Genomic DNA, 22,797 nt, shown 5'->3' on the forward strand with positions numbered 1-22,797 from the left:
AAATGCACTTGACTATATACTGCTACTTATTATTGTTGGCAGCTGTAGGAAATCTCAAACTTAAATCTAACAGACAATTTTCTCCAACTATGTGATAATGACACTGCTGTATTATCTTAACGAGTAAACTGGAGCGCCAATGACAAAAAAATAAGCCCTTAAGGGCTTATCATTATTCACGACCTCTTTCCGCTAGAAACTCTTTTACTTTTGCAACAGAAGAATTAACAATTTGATCTTCAGTCACTCCAGCATCCATAGCCATCTTTAATGCATTGGCAGTCGAACCTACATCTTCTGCGAAATGGGCATCACTATTAATCACAACTCTGCCACCAAATTGGGCTGTTAATGATGATATTAATTCACAGTTTTCTTCGCTACCTTCTCTGGAGATGGTTAAACTGCTGTTATTGAGTTCTAATAATTTTCCAAGATCTCTGGCAACTTTAACAATCTTTTCTTCATTTATTCTAAACTGAGGGTTTCCCGGGTGCACTACCACATCGACAAAAGGATTTTCAAGGGCCCTGATCATTGCCTTCGTATTTTCCTCTAAGTTACCTCCAGGATAGCAAACAGGGTGAAAACCAGCAGCAATCCAGTCAAGTTGATGTAAGTACCTTTCTGGTACATCTAAATTCCCTTCATGGTCAATAATATTTGCTTCAACTCCGTGTAGCATCTCAACCCCTTGTAGCTCCCCCGGAAGAACCCTGAGATTTCCAAAATGATACAGATGTGGTCCACCGGGCATAGCTGGTCCGTGGTCTGTCAGTGCGATCAGTTTTAGGCTTTTTCTACTTGCTGCCTCAGCTATTTCCTTAACAGTTGAGTAAGCATGACCGCTTGCTATGGTATGAATATGAAGATCTGCCTCTAATTTCATGTTTTTCACCTCCAAGGTTCTATCGAATCAACGGGGGTTGGTGGTTCCTGTCCGTCTAGAACAGCTTCAACATTTTTGCAAGCCATTTCCGACATATTATTTCTACATTTGTGAGTAGCACTTCCAATATGTGGTACTAATAAACAATCCTGTCGATCTAATAATTCAGGGTGGACCTCGGGCTCTTTTTCAAACACATCCAGAGCGGCTCCCTGAATTTCCCCAGTTTTCAATGCATCAACCAGAGCTTGCTCATCAATTACAGGTCCTCTTGAAGTATTAATTAAAAAAGCCGAATTTTTCATCTGGCTAAATTCTTTAGCAGTAATCATATGTTGGGTGTTATTTGTTAAGGGAACATGTATAGAAACAAAATCACTCTCACTCAGGAGTTCTTCCAAAGACTTGTATTGGGCCTGTAATTCCTGTTCCCGTTCTTGTGAAAGATAAGATCTATTATAATAAATAACCTCCATATTAAAACCCAGAGCCCTTTTTGCAACGGCTTGACCTATCTCACCCATTCCAATTATACCAATAGTACGATCATGAACATCTTCACCCAATAATAGATCTGGTTTCCAGCCTTGAAATTGACCCGATCTTAGAAATTTCTCGGCTTCATTTATTCTCCTGGCGATTCCCATTATTAAAGCAAAGGTTAAATCTGCTGTAGTCTCGTGAAGAACTCCTGGAGTATTAGTGACTCTAATATCCGCGTTACTAAAAGCATCCACAGCAATGTTATCATAACCTGCACCATAATTGGCTACTACTTTAAGTTTACCACCATTTTGGCCAGCAGCAGCCACTCTTTCGGTAACTGGATCAGTTAAAGTAGTAATTAAAGCATCATGGCTCTTAGCTGCTTCAATTAATTCATCTTCAGTTATTTGTTGGCCTAAAGGCTGATGAAAATTAAGCTTAAATTTTTCTTTTAACAGGGTTAAACCAGCTTCGGGAATATTACTAGTGACATAAACCTTGGGATGATCTAACAAGCTAGTTACCTCCTTTACAAAGGAAGATGGGATTTTTTGCCGATCTTAATCTTACTCGTAGAAGAGTTAATTTATATCCCAGAGAGATATTCCCGTGCTTTCATCGTACTTTCTATGCAATTCTGGTCCAACAAGCTCTTGCATTACAATCTCACCAGCAAAGATATTAGAACCTTCCATTAGGTGTCCTGAGTATGTATTGCCATCTTGATCACCTAGAGTGATATGAATATGAGCTTTAATTTCCCCATCTTTTTGGGAAATATTACCTACTGCGTTGACAATTTCCATGTGCTCATCAATTTTAATAGGTTTATATTGTTTTTTATCGTGCTGAAAAAAGCCTACAACGGCATTTTCAACTACTCCTATCAATTCTACTCTAGCAACTTTTATCTCTTTCTCCTTGGCTATTGCTTCAATAGAAGTTAATAGATCTTCACCCTTGGGGAGCCTACCCATAAAGGTCCTGCCCTGCTTAAATTCTTTTACTTTCATAATAATAAAACCCCTCCTTACTTATACTTAATTAATATTATTTTTATCTGACTTGTAAATTTTTATATTAGCTCTGTTTTACTCCGTTGTTGATAGTTGAACTCTTCGATTGAGTTCAACTATCAACATTCAACTTTAACACAACCTTTATATTAATAAATCACTCGTTCATCAATGGCTTTTACATGAGCACAACCAGTCAGCATCATTGTACGCCTTAATTCACTGGTCATTTGTTCTAAGACAGTAGACACCCCATTATTATAATCTGCAAACACACCATGTAACACTGGTCTACCTACAAGTACAAATTCAGCCCCTAGAGCTAAAACTTTTAAGACATCTATTCCACTACGAATTCCTCCATCAACCATGATCACTATTTCACCTTTTACCTTTTCGGCGATTTCAGGTAAGACTTCTGCTGTGCCCGGAGTATAATCCAAAGCCCTGCCACCATGATTTGATACAACAATCCCAGCAGCTCCCATTTCAACAGCCATTTCTGCTTCCTGAACAGTCATAACTCCCTTAATAATAAAAGGTAAAGAAGTACTTTGAACAATTCTACGCATCTGATAAAAAGATTTTGGACCTACTGGAGCTCCTTTTTCAGCCATATTAAATGCACAAGCATCCACATCTACTCCAACAGCAATGGCTCCTGATTCTTCCGCTTGCCTAATTCTGTTAATTATCCCTTCTACGGATCGTGGTTTAATCATAGCAATACCTGGAACTCCCGCTTTTTGAAAAGATTGTAATCCACTTTCAAAGACTTCGTCCAGGGAACCATCACCACATGTGGAAATTGTTCCTGCCTGTTTAGCACCATATGATACACTGTCAGCATATTCCTTTTCAGAGATAACATTGTTAAAGTTTACATTCATTCCCCCAATGGGTGCTGGCAGTATTGGTGTGGCTATCCTTTCGCCAAATAATATAAGTTCTGTTTCAGGGCTGATGGCTTGATGCATGGAGCGAAGATTTAGTTGATACATGTTTAAAGCCCTGAAGTTGTTTATAAAACTTCGTCCCGTACCAACACCACCCATACCAGGCACTTGGCCACGACACACTTCTCCATTGCATTCCCAACAAGAGCTACAAAATTCAGCAAGACGATTTTTAGCTTTTTTTCTAATGTTAGTTAATTCCATTCATCTCCCTCCCAGAATCGCTCAGAACAAATCTTTCAATCGCTTCAGATACTCCGCTTTCATCATTTGCACTGACAATGGTATCAGCAACATCCTTCACCTTGGACCTGGCATTTTCAACTGCCACTCCCATTCCAGCTGTTTTTATCATAGAAATATCATTCAGGCTATCCCCAATAGCCATAGTTTTAGACTGGGGAATATTATATATCTCAGCTAATTTTGCAACAGCGTCACCTTTATTTGCTTCAGGATGAGTTAGTTCAAGGAAATCGGATTTAGATTCAGTAACTAGCAAATCTTGGCCAAAAAACTGATTGAATTCATAATTCAAACGTTTCACCATTTGTTCAGAGGCAACTACAGTCAATTTAGTAGGTATTTTGTGGGGATATTGTTTTAAATAATTTTCCAAGTCACCCACCGGATTCAAAGATACACCTGCTATTTTTGTATAATAATCAGTATATTTATTTTCTTCTTCTACAATCAACTCATCATCAATGTATAAGTTTAAGTGAAGCTCCTTTTCCTTAGCCAAACGAACTACCTGTAAGGTGGTTTCTAAAGGAACAGGCTTATGATATAAAACTTCACCTTTAACGGCGGTCTTAATCAAAGCTCCGTGATAAGTTATTAAGGGTAAATCTAGCCCTAGTTCTTTAGCATAAGGTAATGCCGATTTAAACATTCTCCCTGTAGCCAGAGTAACCAATACTCCATGATTAATGGCAGCTTTAATGCTTTCTTTATTAGCTTCTGTTATGTCTAATTCATTATTAATCAAAGTATCATCAATATCAATGGCAACAAAGCGATACAAGTTTAACGCCTCCTTAAATATCCAACTATAAAGCAAAAAGCAATTTATTAGCTCAGTTTAAATCAAACTGCTTTCATCTTATCATTTTTTGACTTGTTTGTCATGATATATTCAAGTCCCAATCTGAAGCAGTCCCAGGACCTAAATTTACCTTAAATTTACAAAAACTTTAAAAATTTAAGCGCTTTAAATTTTAGACACTATAATAGTTAGGTCTTTGATGCTCACTACATTTATCGACATTCAACTTTTCCAAAGCCAAATTTAATATATCCCGAGGAAAATTTATGATAATCTCTTCATTGAATAATGCCTCTCGCGCTTCCCTTTCAGTGATTAACTCTAGTTCAACCATTCTTTTTAACACTATCTTTTGACGATTAGCAGCCGGTTCCCAGCTAGTAACGGGGGCATAGTAGCTGGGAGCTTGGACCAAGCCAGCTATCATTGAAGATTCCGTCAAATCAAGTTCAGTGGCAGGTTTGTCAAAATAATCTTGAGCAGCTTGCTCAACCCCCCAATTACCATTTCCAAAATAAACTTGATTGAGATACATCTCCATAATTTCATCTTTAGTAAATCTATCCTCAATTTGAACGGCCAAGGAAAACTCCAATATTTTTCTAGTAAGGGTCTGATCATGACCCAAAAATAAATTTCTTGCTAATTGTTGAGTGATAGTGCTGCCTCCTTGACGTACTTCCCTGTGAGTTAGGTTAACCCAAAAAGCACGGGCAATTCCTTTAATATCATAACCACGATGCCTGTAGAAACGATTATCTTCAATGGCAATAAAAGCATCTATTAACTCAGGCGGTAGCTCTTCTAAAGAATGATATTCAATATTTCGTTCATTTAATCCAATCACAAAATTTCCATTTTCTAGAGTATGAATTTCTGCTTCCGTTTCATATAGGGGGTCGGGGTCTTTAAAGTCCACATAATAGGGGGAGCCTGGATAAGTAATTAAAACTTCAAGCAATCTTGCCCCCCCAAAAATAGTTAACAGAAATACTGCCGCCAAGGCAATTAATCCTTTATATATTTTTTTCATGTCACTCAATCACCTTATCTTTAAGTTTCACAGGATCAGTAACAGCAATATAACCTTTATCAGTTTTTATAATGCCCTCTTTTTTTAATGTAGAAAGTACCCTAGTGACAGTTTCTCTAGAAGTCCCAGCCATACTAGCCAATTCTTGATGAGTAGCAGTTATGGCAATTTCTTGTTTTTCACTACAAAAGGCACAATCATCTTCTTCCATTAAGTTGTATATAATATTGATAGTTCTTTGATAAGTATCCCTTAATGCCAAATCAGCCACTTTGCTTTGCGCTTTTCTCAGACGTTTTCCCATTAATTTCATTATTTTAATAGCGATAGTGGGATGTTCATGCAAGTGATTTTCTAACCTTTCCTTAGTAATTACACCGACCACAGTATCTTCCATCACCTCAGCCGTTGCTGGATAAGGACCATCATCAAAGACAACTACTTCGGCAAAAATATCTCCAGGTTTCATTATATGCAAAATTTGTTCTCTACCATCAAAGTCATCTTTTACAATTTTCACTTTGCCATCTTTTACATAATACATTGCTTCACCAGGATCACCATGATAAAAGATAACACTTCCCCCGGGGAATTCCCTCAAATATGCCAGCTTGGAAATACTATTAAGCTCATCCTCAGTTAAATGCGAAAATATTTCCAGTTTACGCAAACTTTCCATCAAAGACCTGTAATTATCATCCTGACTTTCAGTTAATTTATTTATATTAGTCATCTTTCTCCCTCTCCTCAGATTCAATTTTTGTATCCGAATTTATCTCTTGTTTGGATTCTGACCCTGTATTATTATAATTAGCACCTTTCAGATAGGTCACTAAATTTTTAGCTGCCTTTTTATTCATAGAAGGCAAGTTTGCCAGCTCATCTATACTGGCCTGTTTTATTTCGTTCAAAGAAGAATAATGTTCAAATAATTCTTTCTTTCTTCTAGAACCTATTTCAGGGACTTCATCCAATAGCGAGGTCAAAGTGGCTTTTCCCCTGCTTTTCCTATGATAGCTAACTGCAAATCTATGAGCTTCATCCCTAATCCGTTGGAGTAATTTCAATGCTTCGGAATTAGATGGAAACTTTAAAGATGTTGACCTTTCAGGAACAAATATTTCCTCTTCTCTTTTGGCCAAAGATATCACGGGTATTTGAGAATAACCGACCTCTTCCATGACCTTAACTGCACTACTCAATTGTCCTTTGCCACCATCAATAACTATTAAATCAGGTAGTACAGCAAATTTGAAATCGTATTCAGAGTATTCAGTTCCTGAATTATATTGGCTAATATTGTCTTTATTCCCTTCCCGAGCATCGTATTCACTGTCTTGCTTGGTTTCTGCAGCCATCAAATATTCTTGCTCTTCCTTTTTTGCTCGATGAAAACGTCTCCTTAATACTTCTTCCATGGCTTTAAAGTCATCTGGACCCGCGGTAGTTCTAATCCGAAATTTTCGATAATCTTTTTTCTTAGATTTTCCACCTTCGAATACCACCATGGAAGCTACAGTCTCTTCACCCTGGGTATGAGAAATATCATAACCCTCCACTCGAAAGGGAATTTCCGAAAGAGACAGTTTTAATGCCAATTCCTTTAATGCACCCTCTGTCATTTTACGTTCTTTTTCGCTTTCTAGTTCCTGTTGCTTTAGTTCCAGTTCAGCATTTTTAATAGCCATATTCATCAGTTGGTATTTTTCTCCTCTTTGGGGAACCTTAACTTCAACTTTGCCTTCCCGCTTCTCTGCCAACCAACTTTCAATAAGTTCTTTCTCTGTCAAAGGATGAGATACTAAAATCTGTTTAGGCACATGAAGAGCCTGGGCGTAGTATTGTTTTATAAAAGAGGTCAACATGTCTTCCGCTCCTTCTAAGGCGCCAGTTGAAACCCGAAAATTATTGCGCCCCATTAATTTTCCACCTCTAATGTAGAAAATTTGGACACAAGCTTCTTCAGTACTATCATCAGTATCGCTAGTATCATCAATCTTTTCTTCAAATCCTAAAGCGATGATATCATAATCTTCTCTTCGTTCAGAAACGATTTTTTGTTTCTGTCTGATCTTTTCTAGAGCAGCTTTTTGATTCCTGTATTCGGCAGCTTTTTCAAACTCCATTTCCTCTGCAGCCAGATTCATTTTGCGTTCCAATTCGTTCAAAAGTTCTTCCTCTTTCCCTTCTAATACAGAAATAATATCTTGAATCATTTCTCGGTACTCATCTCGGGAAACCTTTTCATTACATGGCGCTAAACATCTATTAATGAAATAATTTAAACAGGGTCGTTTCCCTTGATTTTTGGGAGTTTCTCCTTTACATGTTCTAACTGGAAACAATTTGCGCAAAAGCTTTATTGTCTCCCTAACTGCTCCCGCATTGGGATAAGGTCCAAAATAACGACCATGTTTACCCATTCGCCTGGCAATGATCAAGCGCGGGTAATCTTCTTCTGTAGTTATTTTTAGGTAAGGATAATTTTTATCATCCCTTAAGCTCACGTTATATTTAGGGCGATACTTTTTAATTAAATTATTTTCCAATATTAGCGCTTCTAACTCGGAATCAGTAACAATGGTTTCTATATCAGAAATCTTAGGGGTCATCACCTGTACTTTGACAGCTTTATTACCGGAATTAAAATATGAACGGACTCTGTTTTTTAGATTAATTGCTTTTCCCACGTATATCACGCGACCTTGCTTGCTTTTCATTAAGTATACGCCAGGTTTTTCCGGTAGATTTGCTAGTTTTTCTTGTAAGTCTTCTCTGGTCACTGTTACTTCCCCCTACAGCTATTATATTGGATTTAAAATATATTCTTAAAGTTATATTATATCATAACACTGTTATTGGTTTAACCGTATTTAAAAAAGCGGGAAGGCTGCCCAAAGGCTAAGCCGATTCCCGCTTTTTAAGAATCTCTTCTAAAAACTGTCCGGTATAGGATTTTTCATTTTGAGAAACTTCCTCAGGGGTGCCCTGGGCAATTATACGCCCTCCTTCTGAACCACCTTCAGGACCTAAATCGATAATATGATCTGCAGTTTTAATCACATCCAGATCATGCTCTATTACAATTACCGTATCTCCATTATTCACAAGTCTTTGTAAAACTCCCAACAATTTTTTAACATCGGCCATATGAAGGCCTGTAGTTGGTTCATCCAAGATGTATAGGGTACGTCCATTGCTTCTACGGCTAAGTTCAGAAGCCAATTTCACACGCTGTGCTTCTCCACCAGAAAGCGTGGTAGCTGGTTGCCCCAGTTTGATATAGCCCAAACCCACATCTGCAACTGTCTGTAATTTTCTTCTTATCTTGGGTATAGAAGCAAAGAACTCAAGGGCTGTATTGACATCCATGTCTAAAACGTCAGCAATAGTCTTACCTTTATATCTGACCTCAAGAGTCTCTCTATTATATCTTTTACCTTGACAGACTTCACAGGGAACATAAACATCGGGTAAAAAGTGCATCTCTATTTTTATAATCCCGTCTCCCTTACAAGCTTCACATCTTCCACCTCTCACATTAAAACTAAATCTACCAGGTTTATAACCTCTCATCCGGGCTTCAGGAGTTTCGCTAAAGATTTCCCTGATATGATCAAAAACACCTGTGTAAGTAGCCGGATTAGAGCGAGGAGTTCTGCCAATAGGAGATTGGTCAATCTCTATCACCTTGTCCAGATTTTCTATTCCTTTTATTTCTTTAAAATACCCTGGTTTCTTTCTTGCTTTGTGAAGTTTGGCAGCCAAACCTTTATACAGGACTTCATGAATCAAAGTACTTTTTCCCGAACCGGAAACTCCAGTTACACAATTAAGTATTCCCATGGGGATTTCTACATCAACATTATCCAGATTATGGGCTGCCGCTCCCTTAATATCAATTGACTTACCGTTTGAGCTCCTTCTCTTTTGTGGTGTCGGGATCACTTCTTCACCTTGTAAAAATTTACCTGTGATTGAGTCTTTTTGGTCACAAATATCATCTATTGTTCCCTGAGCTACTACATGTCCACCATCACGACCTGCCCCAGGGCCAATATCTACCAAATGATCTGCTCTTCTAATGGTAGTCTCATCATGCTCTACTACAATCAAAGTGTTTCCAATATCTCTTAGATTCTCTAAAGTCCTTATCAAACGTTCATTATCCCTCTGATGTAGGCCAATACTAGGCTCATCAAGGATATACAAAACTCCGGTTAAACTTGAGCCAATCTGAGTTGCCAATCTTATCCGTTGAGCTTCCCCACCACTTAAAGTTCCAGCAGACCTTTCCAGGGTCAAGTATTCAAGCCCCACGTCTTTAAGAAATTTTAGCCGTTCATTTATCTCTTTAAGAATTAGGCGGGCAATTTTCCATTCTTTATCAGTTAATTCAATATTGGTAAAAAAGTCTAAAGCTTCTTTGACGGTCATTTCCGTAACCTGACCAATATTCATGTCTCCAACTTTAACGGCTAGACTCTCGGACCTCAACCTTTTACCGTTACAGTGACTACAAGGAATCGAAGCCATATAAGATTCTATTTCTTCCCTAAATCTATCTGAATTTGTACTCTTATAATGGCGAGATAAATTCGGTATAATACCTTCAAAAACTCTGCTTCCTTCATACCAACGACCACGACCTGTTCTAAAACTAAATGAAAACTTCTCGTCTCCTGAACCGTACAAGAGAAGATTCTGTTCTTCTTTAGATAACTCTTCAAAAGGAGTATCCATATCAATCCCAAAACTTTGGCAGACGGCCGTCAACAAATTAAAGAAATACCCATCTTTATTTTTACTCCAAGGCAAAATTGCACCTTCATTTATTGACATGCTTTTATCAGGCACTATCAAATCTATATCAAATTCTCTCTTTTCACCAAGACCATCACAATGAGTACAAGCACCGTAAGGACTGTTAAAACTGAACATCCTAGGAGCTAACTCTGGGAAACTAAAACCGCATTCAATACAAGCATATTTTTGGCTAAATAATAGTTCGCGTTCTTCATCTAAAACATGGATATTAACAAGACCATCGGCAATGCTTAAAGCACTCTCTAAAGAGTCGGCCAATCTATTTTGAATACCTGATTTCATTTTTAAACGGTCAATCACTATTTCAATTGTATGCTGCTTATTTTTTTCAAGATTTATTTCTTCTGATAGTAATTTAATGTCTCCATCAATTCTTGCTCTAACATATCCGCTTTTGCGAGCATCTTCCAAAACTTTTTCGTGTTGACCTTTCCTCCCTCTAACTATAGGAGCCAATATCTGGAATTTTGTCCCTTCGGGAAGAGTAATGATTTGGTCCACCATCTGATCTACAGTTTGCTGGGTAATTGGTTTATGGCAGTTAGGACAGTGTGGACGCCCTACTCTAGCATAAAGCAATCTGAGATAATCATAAATCTCTGTTACCGTTCCCACTGTCGATCTTGGGTTTTGGCTGGTTGTTTTTTGATCTATTGAAATAGCCGGGCTAAGTCCTTCTAAATAATCAACATCCGGTTTGTCCATTTGTCCTAAAAACTGTCGAGCGTAAGCGCTTAAAGATTCCACATATCGTCGCTGACCTTCGGCATATATAGTATCAAAAGCCAAAGAACTCTTCCCCGAACCGCTTAAACCTGTCATAACTACAAATTTATTTCGTGGAATTTCCAAATCTACATTTTTTAAATTGTGCTCACGTGCACCTTTTATTACTAATTTGTCCTGCATGGGACAACACTCCTCTAATAAAAATAGTTAATTAAAAGAATTTTCATTGATTAACATCGATGGATGAAAGAAGGTCTGTCTACGGATCGGACCCAACTAAACTATTGAGCAGTTTTTAACTCCATGATTAAATCTCTTAATTCCGCTGCTTTTTCAAATTCTAATTCCTTCGCTGCCTGTTTCATTTCTTCCTGTAATTTAGCGATTAACTCTTTACGTTCTTTGGCACTCATTTCTTGAATGTTTTCTGGTGTAGCAGCTTCAGTTTCGTCCTCTGCAGATCTAGTAGCTTCAATTACATCATGTACTTTCTTTTGAACAGTTTGTGGTGTGATATTATGGCGCGCATTAAATTCAATCTGCTTTTCTCTCCTACGATTAGTTTCATCAATGGCTCTTCGCATGGAATCTGTAATGGCATCCCCATACATAATTACTCGCCCGTTTACATTTCGGGCAGCCCGGCCCATAGTTTGGATTAAAGACCTTTCATCCCTTAAATAGCCTTCTTTGTCTGCATCCAAAATGGCAACTAGACTTACTTCTGGTAGATCGAGTCCTTCTCTTAGCAAGTTAATACCTACAAGTACATCGAATTTACCAAGTCTCAAATCACGAATTATTTCCATTCTCTCCAAAGTATCAATTTCTGAATGCATATATCTTACTCTAATTCCCATTTCACGCAAATAATCAGTTAAATCTTCAGCCATCTTTTTAGTTAATGTTGTCACTAAAACTCTCTCATTACGGTCTGTTCGCTTATTAATTTCACTATATAGATCATCTATTTGCCCTTTCACAGGCCTAACTTCTGTTTCAGGGTCAACTAGACCTGTAGGTCGGATTATCTGCTCCACTATTCTTTCACTATGTTCTTTCTCGTATGGTCCTGGTGTAGCAGAAACGTAAATATTTTGATTGATCATTTTTTCAAATTCCTGAAATTTCAACGGCCTATTGTCAAGGGCTGATGGAAGCCGAAACCCATGGTCTACAAGATTTTGTTTCCGGGACATATCCCCTGCATACATACCCCTGATTTGAGGGATAGTCATATGAGATTCATCTACTACCATTAAATAATCATCTGGAAAGTAGTCAATTAAGCAATAAGGTCTACTTCCTGCAGGTCTTCCGATCAAATGTCTAGAATAGTTCTCAATTCCTTGACAAAAACCCATCTCTTGTAGCATTTCCAAGTCGTAGTTGGTTCGTTGTTCTAAACGTTTAGCTTCTACGGCTTTACCTTGTCTTTTTAAGTATTCCAGTTGTTCATGAAGCTCTTCCTGAATGCTTTCAATGGCTTTTTCTAATTTGCTTCGACGGGTAACAAAGTGGGATGCAGGAAAAATAGCCACATGATTTCTTTCTCCCAGTATTTCCCCTGTCAAAGTATCTATTTCAGTTATCCTTTCAATTTCATCACCAAACAGTTCTATCCTAACAGCTGTTTCAGTATAAGAAGCTGGGAAAACTTCAATTACATCGCCTCTTACTCGAAAGGTCCCGCGGGTAAAGTTAACATCATTTCTTGAATATTGGATGTCCACTAATCCTTTTAGAATTTCATCGCGGTCCTTTTCCATTCCACATCTTAAAGATAACACCTGTTCTCTGTATTCTTCCGGTGACCCCAAACCATATATACAGGAAACACTAGCTACAATTATCACATCTCTTCTCTCAAACAAAGCACTTGTTGCCGAATGGCGTAATTTATCAATTTCATCATTAATTGAAGCATCTTTCTCAATATAAGTATCTGTTTGAGGTATATAAGCTTCAGGTTGATAGTAATCGTAATAACTCACAAAATATTCCACTGCATTTTCGGGGAAAAATTCTTTAAACTCACCACATAATTGGGCTGCCAGTGTTTTATTATGAGCAATAACAAGGGTGGGACGCTGTAATCTTTGAATAACATTAGCCATTGTAAAGGTTTTACCTGAACCAGTAACTCCCAACAGTGTTTGATGAGAATTACCTCCATTTAAACTTTCACACAGTTCATCAACAGCTTTGGGTTGATCTCCTTCAAGTGAAAAGTCAGATTGTAATTTAAATTCATTCATATTTTCCCACCCCCAGCTATAATTATATCACATGCTGACAATAATAGTTATTAACATCAATTATATTTTATAAAATTTTTTTTCACAAGTAAACTTTTAATACAAGTCTATAATATTTTTGTTTGGATTCTTACTTAATACTATTATATTTAGTTGTAGATGCTGTAAAAGTTATCAATATTCAACTTTAATACAACCGCCTTCTTAAAAATTAATTGTTGATATTTAAGTATATCTAAAGGAATTTTCTTTGTAAAGGAATTAAGTCCGCTGAAGTAAATTTGCCGGAATGTTTAAGATATCAATAGAAATTAGTAAAATTAAAAACAAATAAAATTAAGCAAGAGGCTTCAAAGAAGCCTCTTGCTTACATCAGTTGGAGGAGACCTGGTAATTCTTCAAATCTATTTAACCGAGTTGAAGTTATTGGCCTTGCTGTTGTTGTGGTTGTTGACCTTGTTGGTTTTGTTGTGCTTGTTGCTGTAGTTGTTGTAAAAGTTGATTCTGTTGTTGTGGCTGTGGTTGTTGTTGGATTTGATTTTGCTGCATTTGTTGAGGTTGCTGTTGCATTTGTTGAGGTTGCTGTTGCATTTGTTGCTGACCTTGCGGCATGCTACCCAGCTGACCAATTTCATTTAAAAATTGATGTGATGATTGGTCAATTGCCTGATTCAATTGATTGTAAATCTGATTATTTCGGATCAGTTGCTGAGCTTTTGATAAAGCTTGAACTGCTGTTCTTAGTTCATTTTGCACTTGCTGATCAGTCTGTAATTGTTGTTTTTGTGCCTGCTGTTTTAATTGATCTAACATTTGAGGAAATTGTGCTAGAGTTTGCTGATTTATTTGTCCTGTAGTAGCAAATTCGTATTGACCAAACTGATTAGGGTTAATGCCACCACCTTGACCTTGCTGGTTTTGCTGAGTAGCTTGATTTAATCCTTGTTGATATTTTTGATTCAAAGATCCGCCTCCTTGTTGTTGATTTTGTTGTCCCATTTGCTGCATCCCTTGTTGATTACCTTGTTGTTGATTTTGTTGATTGCCTTGCTGTTGGCTTTGCATGTTACCTTGTTGTTGGTTACCCTGTTGTTGGTTTTGCTGATTACTTTGACTTTGTTGAATACCTTGTTGGTTGCTACTTTGAGTATTACCTTGACTACCAAATTCTACGTTTTGCTGTTTCTTTTTAGCTAATTTATCAAAGGCACTTCCTTTGTTTTTACTCATCTAATACCTCCTCCTTTTTAATGGGGTTATTAACCCGCATTTTTAAATTGTGTTGGTCAGCTAATAAATATTCAGGTGGTTTTTTCCGGAACCTATTGCTGAGAAGCTTGTTGAGTACTCTGATTTAACTGCTGGATTGTATTCATAGTTTCTTTGAGTAAATTTTCCAGAGGTTGGTTCAATTCTGGATTCTCAGAAGAGGGCAAATTTGGTTCAGCAGTCATGGGACTTTCAATTTGAGCTAATTCTTGTTGAATTCGTGATAACTCAAATTCTAGGGCTGCAGTATTTCTGGCATGGCGTTCAGATTGTTCCTGTAAAGTACTTGAAATTTGATCCACAGTTTGAAATAAATTATTAGTTTTTTCCATTAAATTAAGGCATTTCCTATCTATACTAGATCTTTTTTGCATAATATCATGTTTTAGTTGACTATTATTTCTTAATAAACCATTTAATCCATTACCTTGCCCTGCTTTTTCCTCAAAATTTGATAATACTCCAGAAAGGTTATTTTTCAACTCTAATTCCTCGTCCCTAACTGTTTGCAGTTGGTTTCTTAACTGCTGTATTTCCGAAATCACATAATGAAAATCATTAAGCAAAGTATCTGAAAAGCTGCTCATATTCCAACTTTGTTGACTCAGACTAGATTTTACATTCTGCAATTGATCTTGGTTTGTTGTAGTATTCACCCTTAACACCTCCTTGGATTGATAAAGGTCATCAATAATATGATAAGCAGTTGTTAGTTTGTGCAATATTTCAAAAAAAATACTAGCGCCACTTACCCAGGCGCTAGTTATAATGATTATTTGTATTCACTTCTGTGAATCTGCTAAAACAAAAGCTGTTAGAAATAATATTTTTATTTTTGTTTCATTGATTCACCACGACCGTAAATTTGTTTTCCCGGTTGATAGTAAGCTTTCCCTCCAAAGCTGATTAAATTACCTTTGTAAATATCCAGTTTTCCTTGTTCGTCAATCAAATTATTGGCTATATGGACTTTTTTAACTTCACCAATAAATTGGTGATGACTACCTAATTCATTTTCTGCAACTACTTTACACTCCAAATTTACAGGAGCTTCTCCTATCATGGGCACTGAGATAGTTTTTGCGGGAATTGACGTTAAACCAGTATCTTTGAATTTATCCACCTTACGGCCTGAAACACAACCACAATAATCAGTTTCCTTCACTAAACTATCATCGGGGATGTTTACTACAAATTCACCGGTTTCTTTAATTAGATCAAAGGAATATCGCTGGGGTGTAATTGAAATACCTACCATTGGTGGTTTGGAATTGACAGTTCCTGTCCAAGCTATAGTGATAATATTTTGTTGACCACCTCCCGCACAACTCACCATAACAGCTGGAACTGGGAACAAATAGGTACCTGGGTCAAAAACTTTCTTTTGCAATATTAAAACCTCCTCTCCAGTTTTAAAAACTTCCTTATTTTAGTATAAATAATATGTTTGATTCATGCTAACTTTTACAATAAACCAATAAAATTATATTCAAAAATTATTATGTATAAAAAGGAGTTTGCCAAATTATGTCGAATAAAAAACATAGTTAAGGTAAGTAATTTCACATTATCGAAATCATCTATTAAATGGAGGTTTCCATATGAAAATCCCACAAATTAAAGCCGATAGTAAAGACAAGCTTTCCTCTGGTGGAAACTTACGCCGGATCAGATCTGAATTGGGTTTAAGGCAACATGAAATAACGGGAGACTTAATAACTCGTAATTTAATTAGTTTAATCGAAAATGAAAAAACCCCTTTATACGAACGAAATGCCAGATTAATTGCTCAAAGCATTAATCAGCTAAACAAACAAAAAGGGATTTTGGCATATATTGACGCAGAAGATATTCTTAATCCTGAAAAATATGATGCTAAAAAAATAGCGGATAGCCACATAAATTTATTAAAAGATAGATTAGATGAAGGAAAGTTAGATATTAAAGATGAAGAAGTTTCCGAAATAGAAAAACTCTTTAGGCGCTGGAATATCCCAGATAAAAGAGCAATCACTTACGAATTGTTAGGAGATATTTATAATAAAAAAGGACAGTCCTATGAAGAATATTACTTTTACAGCAAAGCATTGGAAAGCTTATTTGCTTTGCCTCTCAGGTTCCCCAATGAATATCAGTTATTTTTAAAATTAATTGTTAATCGAATTAGTAATAATAGTTACTCTGAAGCACTAAAACTTGCTAATTTGGCTTTCTTTCAAGAACAGGATATTCCAAGTGAGTATTTAGGACATTTCTACTATTATCTGGCACTTTGTCAAGAAAAATTATTCCAGTATGAACAAGCTCTTAAAAACTCGGAACAAGCTCTAAAGTTTATTGACGACAGAGAAAACCTAACAGAAGTTTATTTACTTAAAGGAAATTGCTGTACACAACTAGGAAATCTAGACAAAGCTTTAATTTCTTATTACAAAGCCTCTGACTTGATTGAAGAAGAAGAAGAAGCTCCTCAAAAATTAATCACCATTTACTTTCATTTACTTCAGGTTTATAAAACCTCCAATGAACAAAGTAAAATTGAAAATTATCTCAATAAAATTAGGGATATAATCAATAGAGAAACCGAACTATCAGACGATACTAAAGCTGATCACTTCTATAAGCTCTCCGAATTTGCTTACTATTTAGAGGATTTTAATACCTATGAGCAGCTTTTAGTAAAAGCTTTAGATTTGAGTTATAACTGCGAAGATAGCCAAATCACTTCCTCTATCTTAGCCAGGTTAATTGATCACTACTATAAATCTAATGCTTTAGAAAAAGTTGACAATCTAATAGTTAATTATCAGGACAGTATCGTGAAATTATCCGATGAACCAAGTATTCAATTACTTACCCGTATAATATTACATTATTTGAATCAAAACAGCACTGATAAATCAAAAACTATTTTAAAGCAGTTATTCTCCGAGTAATCTGAAATTAAAACACCACCGTTTTTTAATCGGTGGTGTTAATTTGTATTGTTAAGTTATCATTTTCTATTTCCAGATATCCTTCTTGAAAAGAAATATATTCATCTTCTTGCCTTTCAATAGCAGATATCATTTCATCTTTTACTTCTTTAGATACTGTTTCCTTGTTTAGTCCCTCAATTATTGCCAATACCGTTTCTTTATTGTCTGGCTGGGAAAGGTCAACTTCCATGGAAAATTGGTTATCTTTAACATCCAAGTTTCCTCCAAAGGAATCGCCTTCCCAGAATTCAACTTCATTATCTGTAACATTTACTTCAAAGCCCAAATCTTTAAGAGCATTAATTGGCCTTTGTAAATTATCAATCACGCTCTCTTCACCATTATCCTCCCAGAAGTCTAGATTTAAACCATCTTCAATCAGTTCTACCGCTGGTTCTTCGACTTTGTCGTATACACCTCTACCTACTTCAACGAGATCTAAACCGAAATACCCTGCAACTAACACAATGATAGAAGCTATCACTATAAATTTAACTGTAGCTTTTAACAGTTTTAATAAAAGAACAACACCTATTAAAATACCTACTAATATAAATACCTGGCTAATATCTAGCATAATACCCCCCCTATCACTTAGATATATCATACCATAATTCACTTCATAAATCATCAATTTATATCGTTGTTAAAAATCATGCTATTGCCACTTTTTAGTGTAAACTATACCTTTTTAATGTATAATATAAGTAAATAACAACTTTTCAAAAATTGGAGGAGAGTTGACATGAGAACGAAAAGTAGAAACCTTTACATGATATTAGCTTTTTTAATGCTGTTAATATTTGTTAGTACTTCAGCAGCTGCCGAAGAAGAAAGAGTCACTCGAGATGATATAATTAAATTCGCAGGTAGTTTAACTGTACAACAAAACGAAGTTATAACAGGTGATGTATTCCTATTTAGTGGCGATGCCGTTATTGATGGGAAAGTTCAAGGAGATGTGGTAGTTTTTGCTGGAAACATAGAGGTTAATGGAGAAGTCTTAGGAGATGTTACTTGCTTTAGCGGAAATATCGACAAAGGTGATCATGGAATTATCCACGGTAGTCAAATTAACTTGGCAGAGGGCTTAAACTTCCATGGACTAAGACATAATTTACCCGGATTATTTCAAGCTAGTCCTTTTTGGGCTGTTTTAGGACGCGGACTTCAAGTTATGAGCTTATTGGGATTTTTGGCATTAGGTGCCTTAATTACAGCATTAACCCCCGATACAGTAGACAGTATGGGAAGTTACCTAAAAACAAATTATTTAAGAGCAGGCTTAATAGGTTTAATTGCCTTAATAGTTGTACCTTTTGTCTCTCTGATTCTTCTATTATCGATTGTTGGTATTCCAATTATACCACTATTCTTACTCGCTGCCTTTCTAGCAGGATTTTTTGGATATCTAGGAATTGCTAATTTGATAGGACAGAAAATGGTATCAGCATTCAGATGGAGTGACTCCCAGATTTTACAGGCTATTATTGGTATAATTACATTATGGCTTATTTTGCAACTGCCATTAATAAATATTGTGATTTGGTTAGTTCTGGCAATACTTTCATTAGGTACAATTATAGATACAAAATTTGGTACTATGAAGCCTTGGTTCCCTAAACAAGTCAAATAAACTATTTAAGTTATATAAAAGTTGAAAATCTTCATTATGAGGAAAAATCTCCTGAAGAATTTTAAAAAATCCGCGGTGAAAAACCGCGGATTTTTATCTAGCATCATTTTGTTCATCTATTAAATCTTCGTAATCACAAGTAAATTCAATCAGTTGAAAGTTAATATATATGGGAGCTTCATACCTTAGTGCCATAGCTATAGCATCACTTGGCCTTGAATCAATCTGAAAAGTTTCCGTTTTATCTTGAGAGAGATAAATATTAGCGTAAAAAATATCATCCTTTACTTCTGTAATTACAATTTTCTCTATATCTCCTCCCAAGTGATCACACATAGACTTAGTCAAATCATAAGTCATAGGCCTAGGTGGTTGTTGGCCTTTTAATGCGGAAATAATTCCTTGTGCTTCGTAAGAACCAACGACTATTGGTAATATTTTGGTTTCTTCCATATCTGATAACAGAACTGCATAACTTTCTCCATTTTGCGAGGTACCAATCCCTTTAACTTTTACTTGAATAATAAAAAACACCCCCTGAAATTACACACCTAGTTAAACAATCATCCAACCGTAGATAATAGGTATATAAAGATTATTAATTATTACATGTTCTTAATTTATCCTATGCTCTAACTATAATATTCTTTAATTACTAATTAAATTCCTTCATTATAAAAAATGTTCCATTACACTGCGTAATGGAACATTTCTATCCGATTTTAAATCTTTATCTCTATTTCACTTTCCTCCTTCAATTCATCAATTTTATTGATTATTTCATCCTGCATTTTATCCTGTTTGGCTTCATCGATCAATTGCTGCTCCAACTCTTCTTTTCTATCTTCAAATTCAGGAAAGTCCTCTTCATCTTCGCCGTTTTGTGTGGCTCTGCTTTTTTCATGTTCATATCTTTCTCTCAGTTCTTCTTCAGATATTTCAATATCATCTTGGGAAATATCATCTTCATCTACAAGCCCAGTAATTAATTCTTCTATCATATAAGAGTTTCTAATTTCAGATTCTAAGTCTTCTGATGTTAGTCCGTACATATCCAGGGCTTCTTCCATTTGTTCATCGGACTCAAATTGATTTTCAATAGCTTCCAATTCATTTTCAACTAACTCTTCGTCAACAGTGATCCCTTCTTCCTCTGCCTTTTGAAGCAATACAGTTTCTGTAACCATTTCTTCCACAGCTTCTTTTTGAAGTTCGTCCATTTGTTCTTCGTCTTCTTCATCTACTGGCATACCGTACAGTTGACGCATTTGGATCAATTGCTGCTTAAATCTATCCAGATCTTCTTCCTTTAATTCTTGATCATTTACAATGGCAACAACTTCATCATCATTGCCACAAGCTGTCAAAACAAATAATAACAAAGCAGATAAAGCAATTAATACAACCTTTTTTATACTCAATTCACTAACCTCCCAATATAGTTTACATACCTTGTATCAATGTTATTATAGATAACCTAATCATAACTGTCAACAAGGCAACTATAAAAAAGGTAGGAAAAAGATAGCTTTCCTACCATAAAAGTCATCAAAAGATCGTTAAAATAGTGCTTATATTGAATTATACTAAAGCAGCCAACACCGATGTCCTTACAATAATTCCCATCAATTCATTGTTATCATTAACTACTGCAATGGGATATTTACTATCTTTAGCCACAGGTATTAATTCGTGGATGTATATCTCCGGATCAGTAGTATAGTAATTATCAGTTATAACATCCCTTAGAAATTTATTTTCTTTAATTGCGTCTATAGCATCATCAATACTGACAATACCAAGTAATTGCTTGTTTTTATCAATCACATATACACTTGAAATGCCGTTTGTCTGCATTTCTCTTACAGCTGATTTCAAACCTTCATTAATATTAATAATAGCCGAAGGATTGAACATAACATCTTTAGCTTGTAGAACTTTGGAACGATCAATGTCTTTGACAAAATCCTTAATATACTCACTTGCAGGATTGTCTAAGATTTCTTCTGGTGTACCAACTTGTTCAAAAACACCATCTTTCATCACTGCTACCCTATCCCCTATTTTAAAAGCTTCATTGATATCATGAGTTATGAATACAATAGTCTTTTTTAAATTTGATTGCAAGTCAATCAGTTCTTGCTGCATTTCTCTTCTAATAAGGGGATCTAGTGCACTAAAAGGTTCATCCATCAGCAATACTTCCGGGTCATTGGCAAGAGCCCTGGCGAGCCCAACCCTTTGCTGCATTCCGCCACTCAATTCGCTGGGCATTTTATCCTCCCAGCCTTTTAAACCGACAGATTCAAGAGTCTTTCTCGCTAATTCTCTTCTGTCTTGTTCACTTGCACCTTTAATTTCTAAACCAAATTCTACATTTTCTAGTACTGTTCTATGAGTAAATAAACCAAAGTGTTGAAAAACCATAGATAATTGATTCTGTCTAAAATCCCTTAATTTTTGTTTATCAAATTCTAGAATATTATCCTCGTTTACGTAAATTTCTCCGGTAGTAGGTTTATTTAATAAATTAAGACACCGGATTAATGTAGACTTACCTGAACCAGACAATCCCATAATAACAAAGGTTTCTCCTTCTTTGACATCAAAAGAAACATTATTTACACCAACTGTATGTCCAGTTTTTGAAAGAATGTCCTCTTTCGACTGATTTTTTTCAAGTAAGGGTAAAACTGACTTTGGCTTAGGACCGAAAATCTTTGACAAATTTTTAACTTTAATTTTTTCACTCATATTAGTGGTCATTATCAAAACTCCCAGTTATTTTTATTTTGATTCGTATTACACAGTCAACTTTACTCTGTGTATTTGAATTTATCCCCAATTGATTGGGTGAGCCTGTCTATTATAATGGCCAAAAATACTATACTAAGGCCAGCCTCTACTCCCCGAGCTACATCTATTCTGTTGATTGCTATATAAACTTCCATTCCTAGTCCATCAGCCCCTATCATAGCTGCAATTACTACCATAGCTAGTGCCATCATAGTAGTTTGATTAGTACCTGCTAAAATGGTTGGTAGGGCCTGGGGTATTTGTACCTTGGCCAATAATTGTACCGGAGAAGCTCCAAAGGATTTACCCGCTTCTACCATTTCCTTTGATACTTTCCTTATACCTAAATCAGTCAATCTGATTACTGGTGGAATAGCATATATTATAGTGGCAAATACTGCTGGAACTGTCCCCATATGAAACAGAATTATAGCCGGTATTAAGTAAACAAAGCTAGGCATAGTCTGCATACCATCTAAAATCGGTGTGATAACAACTGACATAATACGGTTATAAGCCATTAAAATCCCAATGGGTATACCTAAAACTATGGATATAACAACTGATGTTACTATAATAGCCAGTGTTTCCATCATAGGTACCCAAAGACCAAAAGTCCCGATCACAAATAAAAACACGGAAAATAATACTCCTGAAGAAATTGTTCTTAATTTCCAACCAAGTAAAAATATAAATAATACAAATAACCACCAAGGTAGCCAAATCAAAAAACCTTCAATATTAGAAATCAAATTGAGAATCACATAAAAGATAAAATCAAATAAAAACTCTAAATTTGTATCTAGCCAGTTGACAAAACTCTCTACATATTGCCCAAATTCTATGGTGATATCAGGAAATTCTCTCATAAGATTG

20 protein-coding genes are annotated in these 22,797 nt (G+C 35.9%); 2 read left to right on the plus strand and 18 right to left on the minus strand.

The window, feature by feature from the left end; translation table 11 throughout:
- Positions 1–172: 172 nt before the first annotated feature.
- From NTHER_RS10320 to NTHER_RS10390, 13 genes are all read right to left on the minus strand, one after another.
- Positions 173–889, minus strand: coding sequence for a phosphatase (locus NTHER_RS10320; protein ID WP_012448452.1), 717 nt, complete (start codon positions 887–889; stop codon positions 173–175).
- A 5-nt stretch (positions 890–894) separates the two neighbouring features.
- Complete coding sequence (locus tag NTHER_RS10325; RefSeq protein ID WP_012448453.1) at positions 895–1,890, minus strand: 2-hydroxyacid dehydrogenase; 996 nt, start codon at positions 1,888–1,890, stop codon at positions 895–897.
- 66 nt (positions 1,891–1,956) lie between these two features.
- Positions 1,957–2,388, minus strand: coding sequence for a PPC domain-containing DNA-binding protein (locus NTHER_RS10330; RefSeq protein ID WP_012448454.1), 432 nt, complete (start codon positions 2,386–2,388; stop codon positions 1,957–1,959).
- A gap of 152 nt (positions 2,389–2,540) precedes the next feature.
- Complete coding sequence (locus NTHER_RS10335) at positions 2,541–3,551, minus strand: alpha-hydroxy-acid oxidizing protein (RefSeq protein WP_012448455.1); 1,011 nt, start codon at positions 3,549–3,551, stop codon at positions 2,541–2,543.
- On the minus strand, positions 3,538–4,374 hold the full coding sequence (locus NTHER_RS10340; protein WP_012448456.1) for a Cof-type HAD-IIB family hydrolase: 837 nt from the start codon (positions 4,372–4,374) through the stop codon (positions 3,538–3,540). Before NTHER_RS10340 ends, NTHER_RS10335 begins: the two co-directional genes overlap by 14 nt.
- A 193-nt stretch (positions 4,375–4,567) precedes the next feature.
- Positions 4,568–5,356 (minus strand): transglycosylase domain-containing protein, encoded by a 789-nt coding sequence (locus NTHER_RS10345; RefSeq protein ID WP_158438256.1) that lies wholly within the window; start codon positions 5,354–5,356, stop codon positions 4,568–4,570.
- Between the two features lie 73 nt (positions 5,357–5,429).
- Positions 5,430–6,161: a Crp/Fnr family transcriptional regulator gene (locus NTHER_RS10350; RefSeq protein ID WP_012448458.1), complete on the minus strand. Its 732-nt coding sequence runs from the start codon at positions 6,159–6,161 to the stop codon at positions 5,430–5,432.
- A complete protein-coding gene (uvrC, locus tag NTHER_RS10355; protein ID WP_012448459.1) occupies positions 6,154–8,211 on the minus strand; it encodes an excinuclease ABC subunit UvrC in 2,058 nt (685 codons plus the stop codon). The genes NTHER_RS10350 and uvrC overlap by 8 nt, the downstream gene beginning before the upstream one ends.
- A gap of 118 nt (positions 8,212–8,329) precedes the next feature.
- Positions 8,330–11,164 (minus strand): excinuclease ABC subunit UvrA, encoded by a 2,835-nt coding sequence (uvrA, locus tag NTHER_RS10360; RefSeq protein ID WP_012448460.1) that lies wholly within the window; start codon positions 11,162–11,164, stop codon positions 8,330–8,332.
- A gap of 101 nt (positions 11,165–11,265) precedes the next feature.
- Positions 11,266–13,242, minus strand: a complete 1,977-nt coding sequence (gene uvrB, locus NTHER_RS10365) for an excinuclease ABC subunit UvrB (protein WP_012448461.1) — start codon at positions 13,240–13,242, stop codon at positions 11,266–11,268.
- Positions 13,243–13,665: 423 nt separating this feature from the next.
- Positions 13,666–14,472, minus strand: coding sequence for a hypothetical protein (locus NTHER_RS15285; RefSeq protein WP_012448462.1), 807 nt, complete (start codon positions 14,470–14,472; stop codon positions 13,666–13,668).
- A 92-nt stretch (positions 14,473–14,564) separates the two neighbouring features.
- Positions 14,565–15,167, minus strand: a complete 603-nt coding sequence (locus tag NTHER_RS10385; RefSeq protein ID WP_012448463.1) for a hypothetical protein — start codon at positions 15,165–15,167, stop codon at positions 14,565–14,567.
- A 173-nt stretch (positions 15,168–15,340) separates the two neighbouring features.
- Entirely contained in the window at positions 15,341–15,901 is a 561-nt protein-coding gene (locus NTHER_RS10390; RefSeq protein ID WP_012448464.1) for a flavin reductase family protein, read from the minus strand.
- 211 nt (positions 15,902–16,112) lie between these two features.
- On the opposite strand from NTHER_RS10390, the gene NTHER_RS10395 reads away from it, so the two are divergent.
- Entirely contained in the window at positions 16,113–17,447 is a 1,335-nt protein-coding gene (locus tag NTHER_RS10395) for a tetratricopeptide repeat protein (RefSeq protein WP_012448465.1), read from the plus strand.
- A 25-nt stretch (positions 17,448–17,472) separates the two neighbouring features.
- On the opposite strand, the gene NTHER_RS10400 is transcribed toward NTHER_RS10395, so the two are convergent.
- The gene (locus tag NTHER_RS10400; protein WP_012448466.1) at positions 17,473–18,066 is read right to left on the minus strand and encodes a hypothetical protein; all 594 of its coding nucleotides are present in this window, start codon (positions 18,064–18,066) and stop codon (positions 17,473–17,475) included.
- Between the two features lie 168 nt (positions 18,067–18,234).
- Between NTHER_RS10400 and NTHER_RS10405 the strand changes: the two genes are divergently transcribed.
- Complete coding sequence (locus NTHER_RS10405) at positions 18,235–19,125, plus strand: DUF8173 domain-containing protein (protein WP_012448467.1); 891 nt, start codon at positions 18,235–18,237, stop codon at positions 19,123–19,125.
- 93 nt (positions 19,126–19,218) lie between these two features.
- On the opposite strand, the gene NTHER_RS10410 is transcribed toward NTHER_RS10405, so the two are convergent.
- From NTHER_RS10410 to NTHER_RS10425, 4 genes are all read right to left on the minus strand, one after another.
- On the minus strand, positions 19,219–19,659 hold the full coding sequence (locus tag NTHER_RS10410; RefSeq protein ID WP_012448468.1) for a bifunctional nuclease family protein: 441 nt from the start codon (positions 19,657–19,659) through the stop codon (positions 19,219–19,221).
- Between the two features lie 188 nt (positions 19,660–19,847).
- Positions 19,848–20,546: a SurA N-terminal domain-containing protein gene (locus NTHER_RS10415; protein ID WP_012448469.1), complete on the minus strand. Its 699-nt coding sequence runs from the start codon at positions 20,544–20,546 to the stop codon at positions 19,848–19,850.
- 160 nt (positions 20,547–20,706) lie between these two features.
- Positions 20,707–21,879 carry a quaternary amine ABC transporter ATP-binding protein gene (locus NTHER_RS10420; RefSeq protein ID WP_041367737.1) on the minus strand — a complete coding sequence of 391 codons (1,173 nt, stop codon included), beginning with the start codon at positions 21,877–21,879 and terminating at the stop codon, positions 20,707–20,709.
- 62 nt (positions 21,880–21,941) lie between these two features.
- A complete protein-coding gene (locus NTHER_RS10425; protein ID WP_012448471.1) occupies positions 21,942–22,790 on the minus strand; it encodes an ABC transporter permease in 849 nt (282 codons plus the stop codon).
- Positions 22,791–22,797 lie beyond the last annotated feature (7 nt).

The organism is Natranaerobius thermophilus JW/NM-WN-LF (genome assembly GCF_000020005.1).
Taxonomy (GTDB): Bacteria; Bacillota; Natranaerobiia; order Natranaerobiales; family Natranaerobiaceae; genus Natranaerobius; species Natranaerobius thermophilus.

Coding starts and splice junctions, on each gene's coding strand:
- NTHER_RS10335 (WP_012448455.1), bottom strand. CDS start 3,551: ATGGAATTAACTAACATTAGAAAAAAAGCTAAAAATCGTCTTGCTGAA.
- NTHER_RS10425 (WP_012448471.1), bottom strand. CDS start 22,790: ATGAGAGAATTTCCTGATATCACCATAGAATTTGGGCAATATGTAGAG.
- NTHER_RS10400 (WP_012448466.1), bottom strand. CDS start 18,066: ATGCTAGATATTAGCCAGGTATTTATATTAGTAGGTATTTTAATAGGT.
- uvrA (WP_012448460.1), bottom strand. CDS start 11,164: ATGCAGGACAAATTAGTAATAAAAGGTGCACGTGAGCACAATTTAAAA.
- NTHER_RS10395 (WP_012448465.1), top strand. CDS start 16,113: ATGAAAATCCCACAAATTAAAGCCGATAGTAAAGACAAGCTTTCCTCT.
- uvrB (WP_012448461.1), bottom strand. CDS start 13,242: ATGAATGAATTTAAATTACAATCTGACTTTTCACTTGAAGGAGATCAA.
- NTHER_RS15285 (WP_012448462.1), bottom strand. CDS start 14,472: ATGAGTAAAAACAAAGGAAGTGCCTTTGATAAATTAGCTAAAAAGAAA.
- NTHER_RS10420 (WP_041367737.1), bottom strand. CDS start 21,879: ATGAGTGAAAAAATTAAAGTTAAAAATTTGTCAAAGATTTTCGGTCCT.
- NTHER_RS10350 (WP_012448458.1), bottom strand. CDS start 6,161: ATGACTAATATAAATAAATTAACTGAAAGTCAGGATGATAATTACAGG.
- NTHER_RS10405 (WP_012448467.1), top strand. CDS start 18,235: ATGAGAACGAAAAGTAGAAACCTTTACATGATATTAGCTTTTTTAATG.
- NTHER_RS10320 (WP_012448452.1), bottom strand. CDS start 889: ATGAAATTAGAGGCAGATCTTCATATTCATACCATAGCAAGCGGTCAT.
- NTHER_RS10330 (WP_012448454.1), bottom strand. CDS start 2,388: ATGAAAGTAAAAGAATTTAAGCAGGGCAGGACCTTTATGGGTAGGCTC.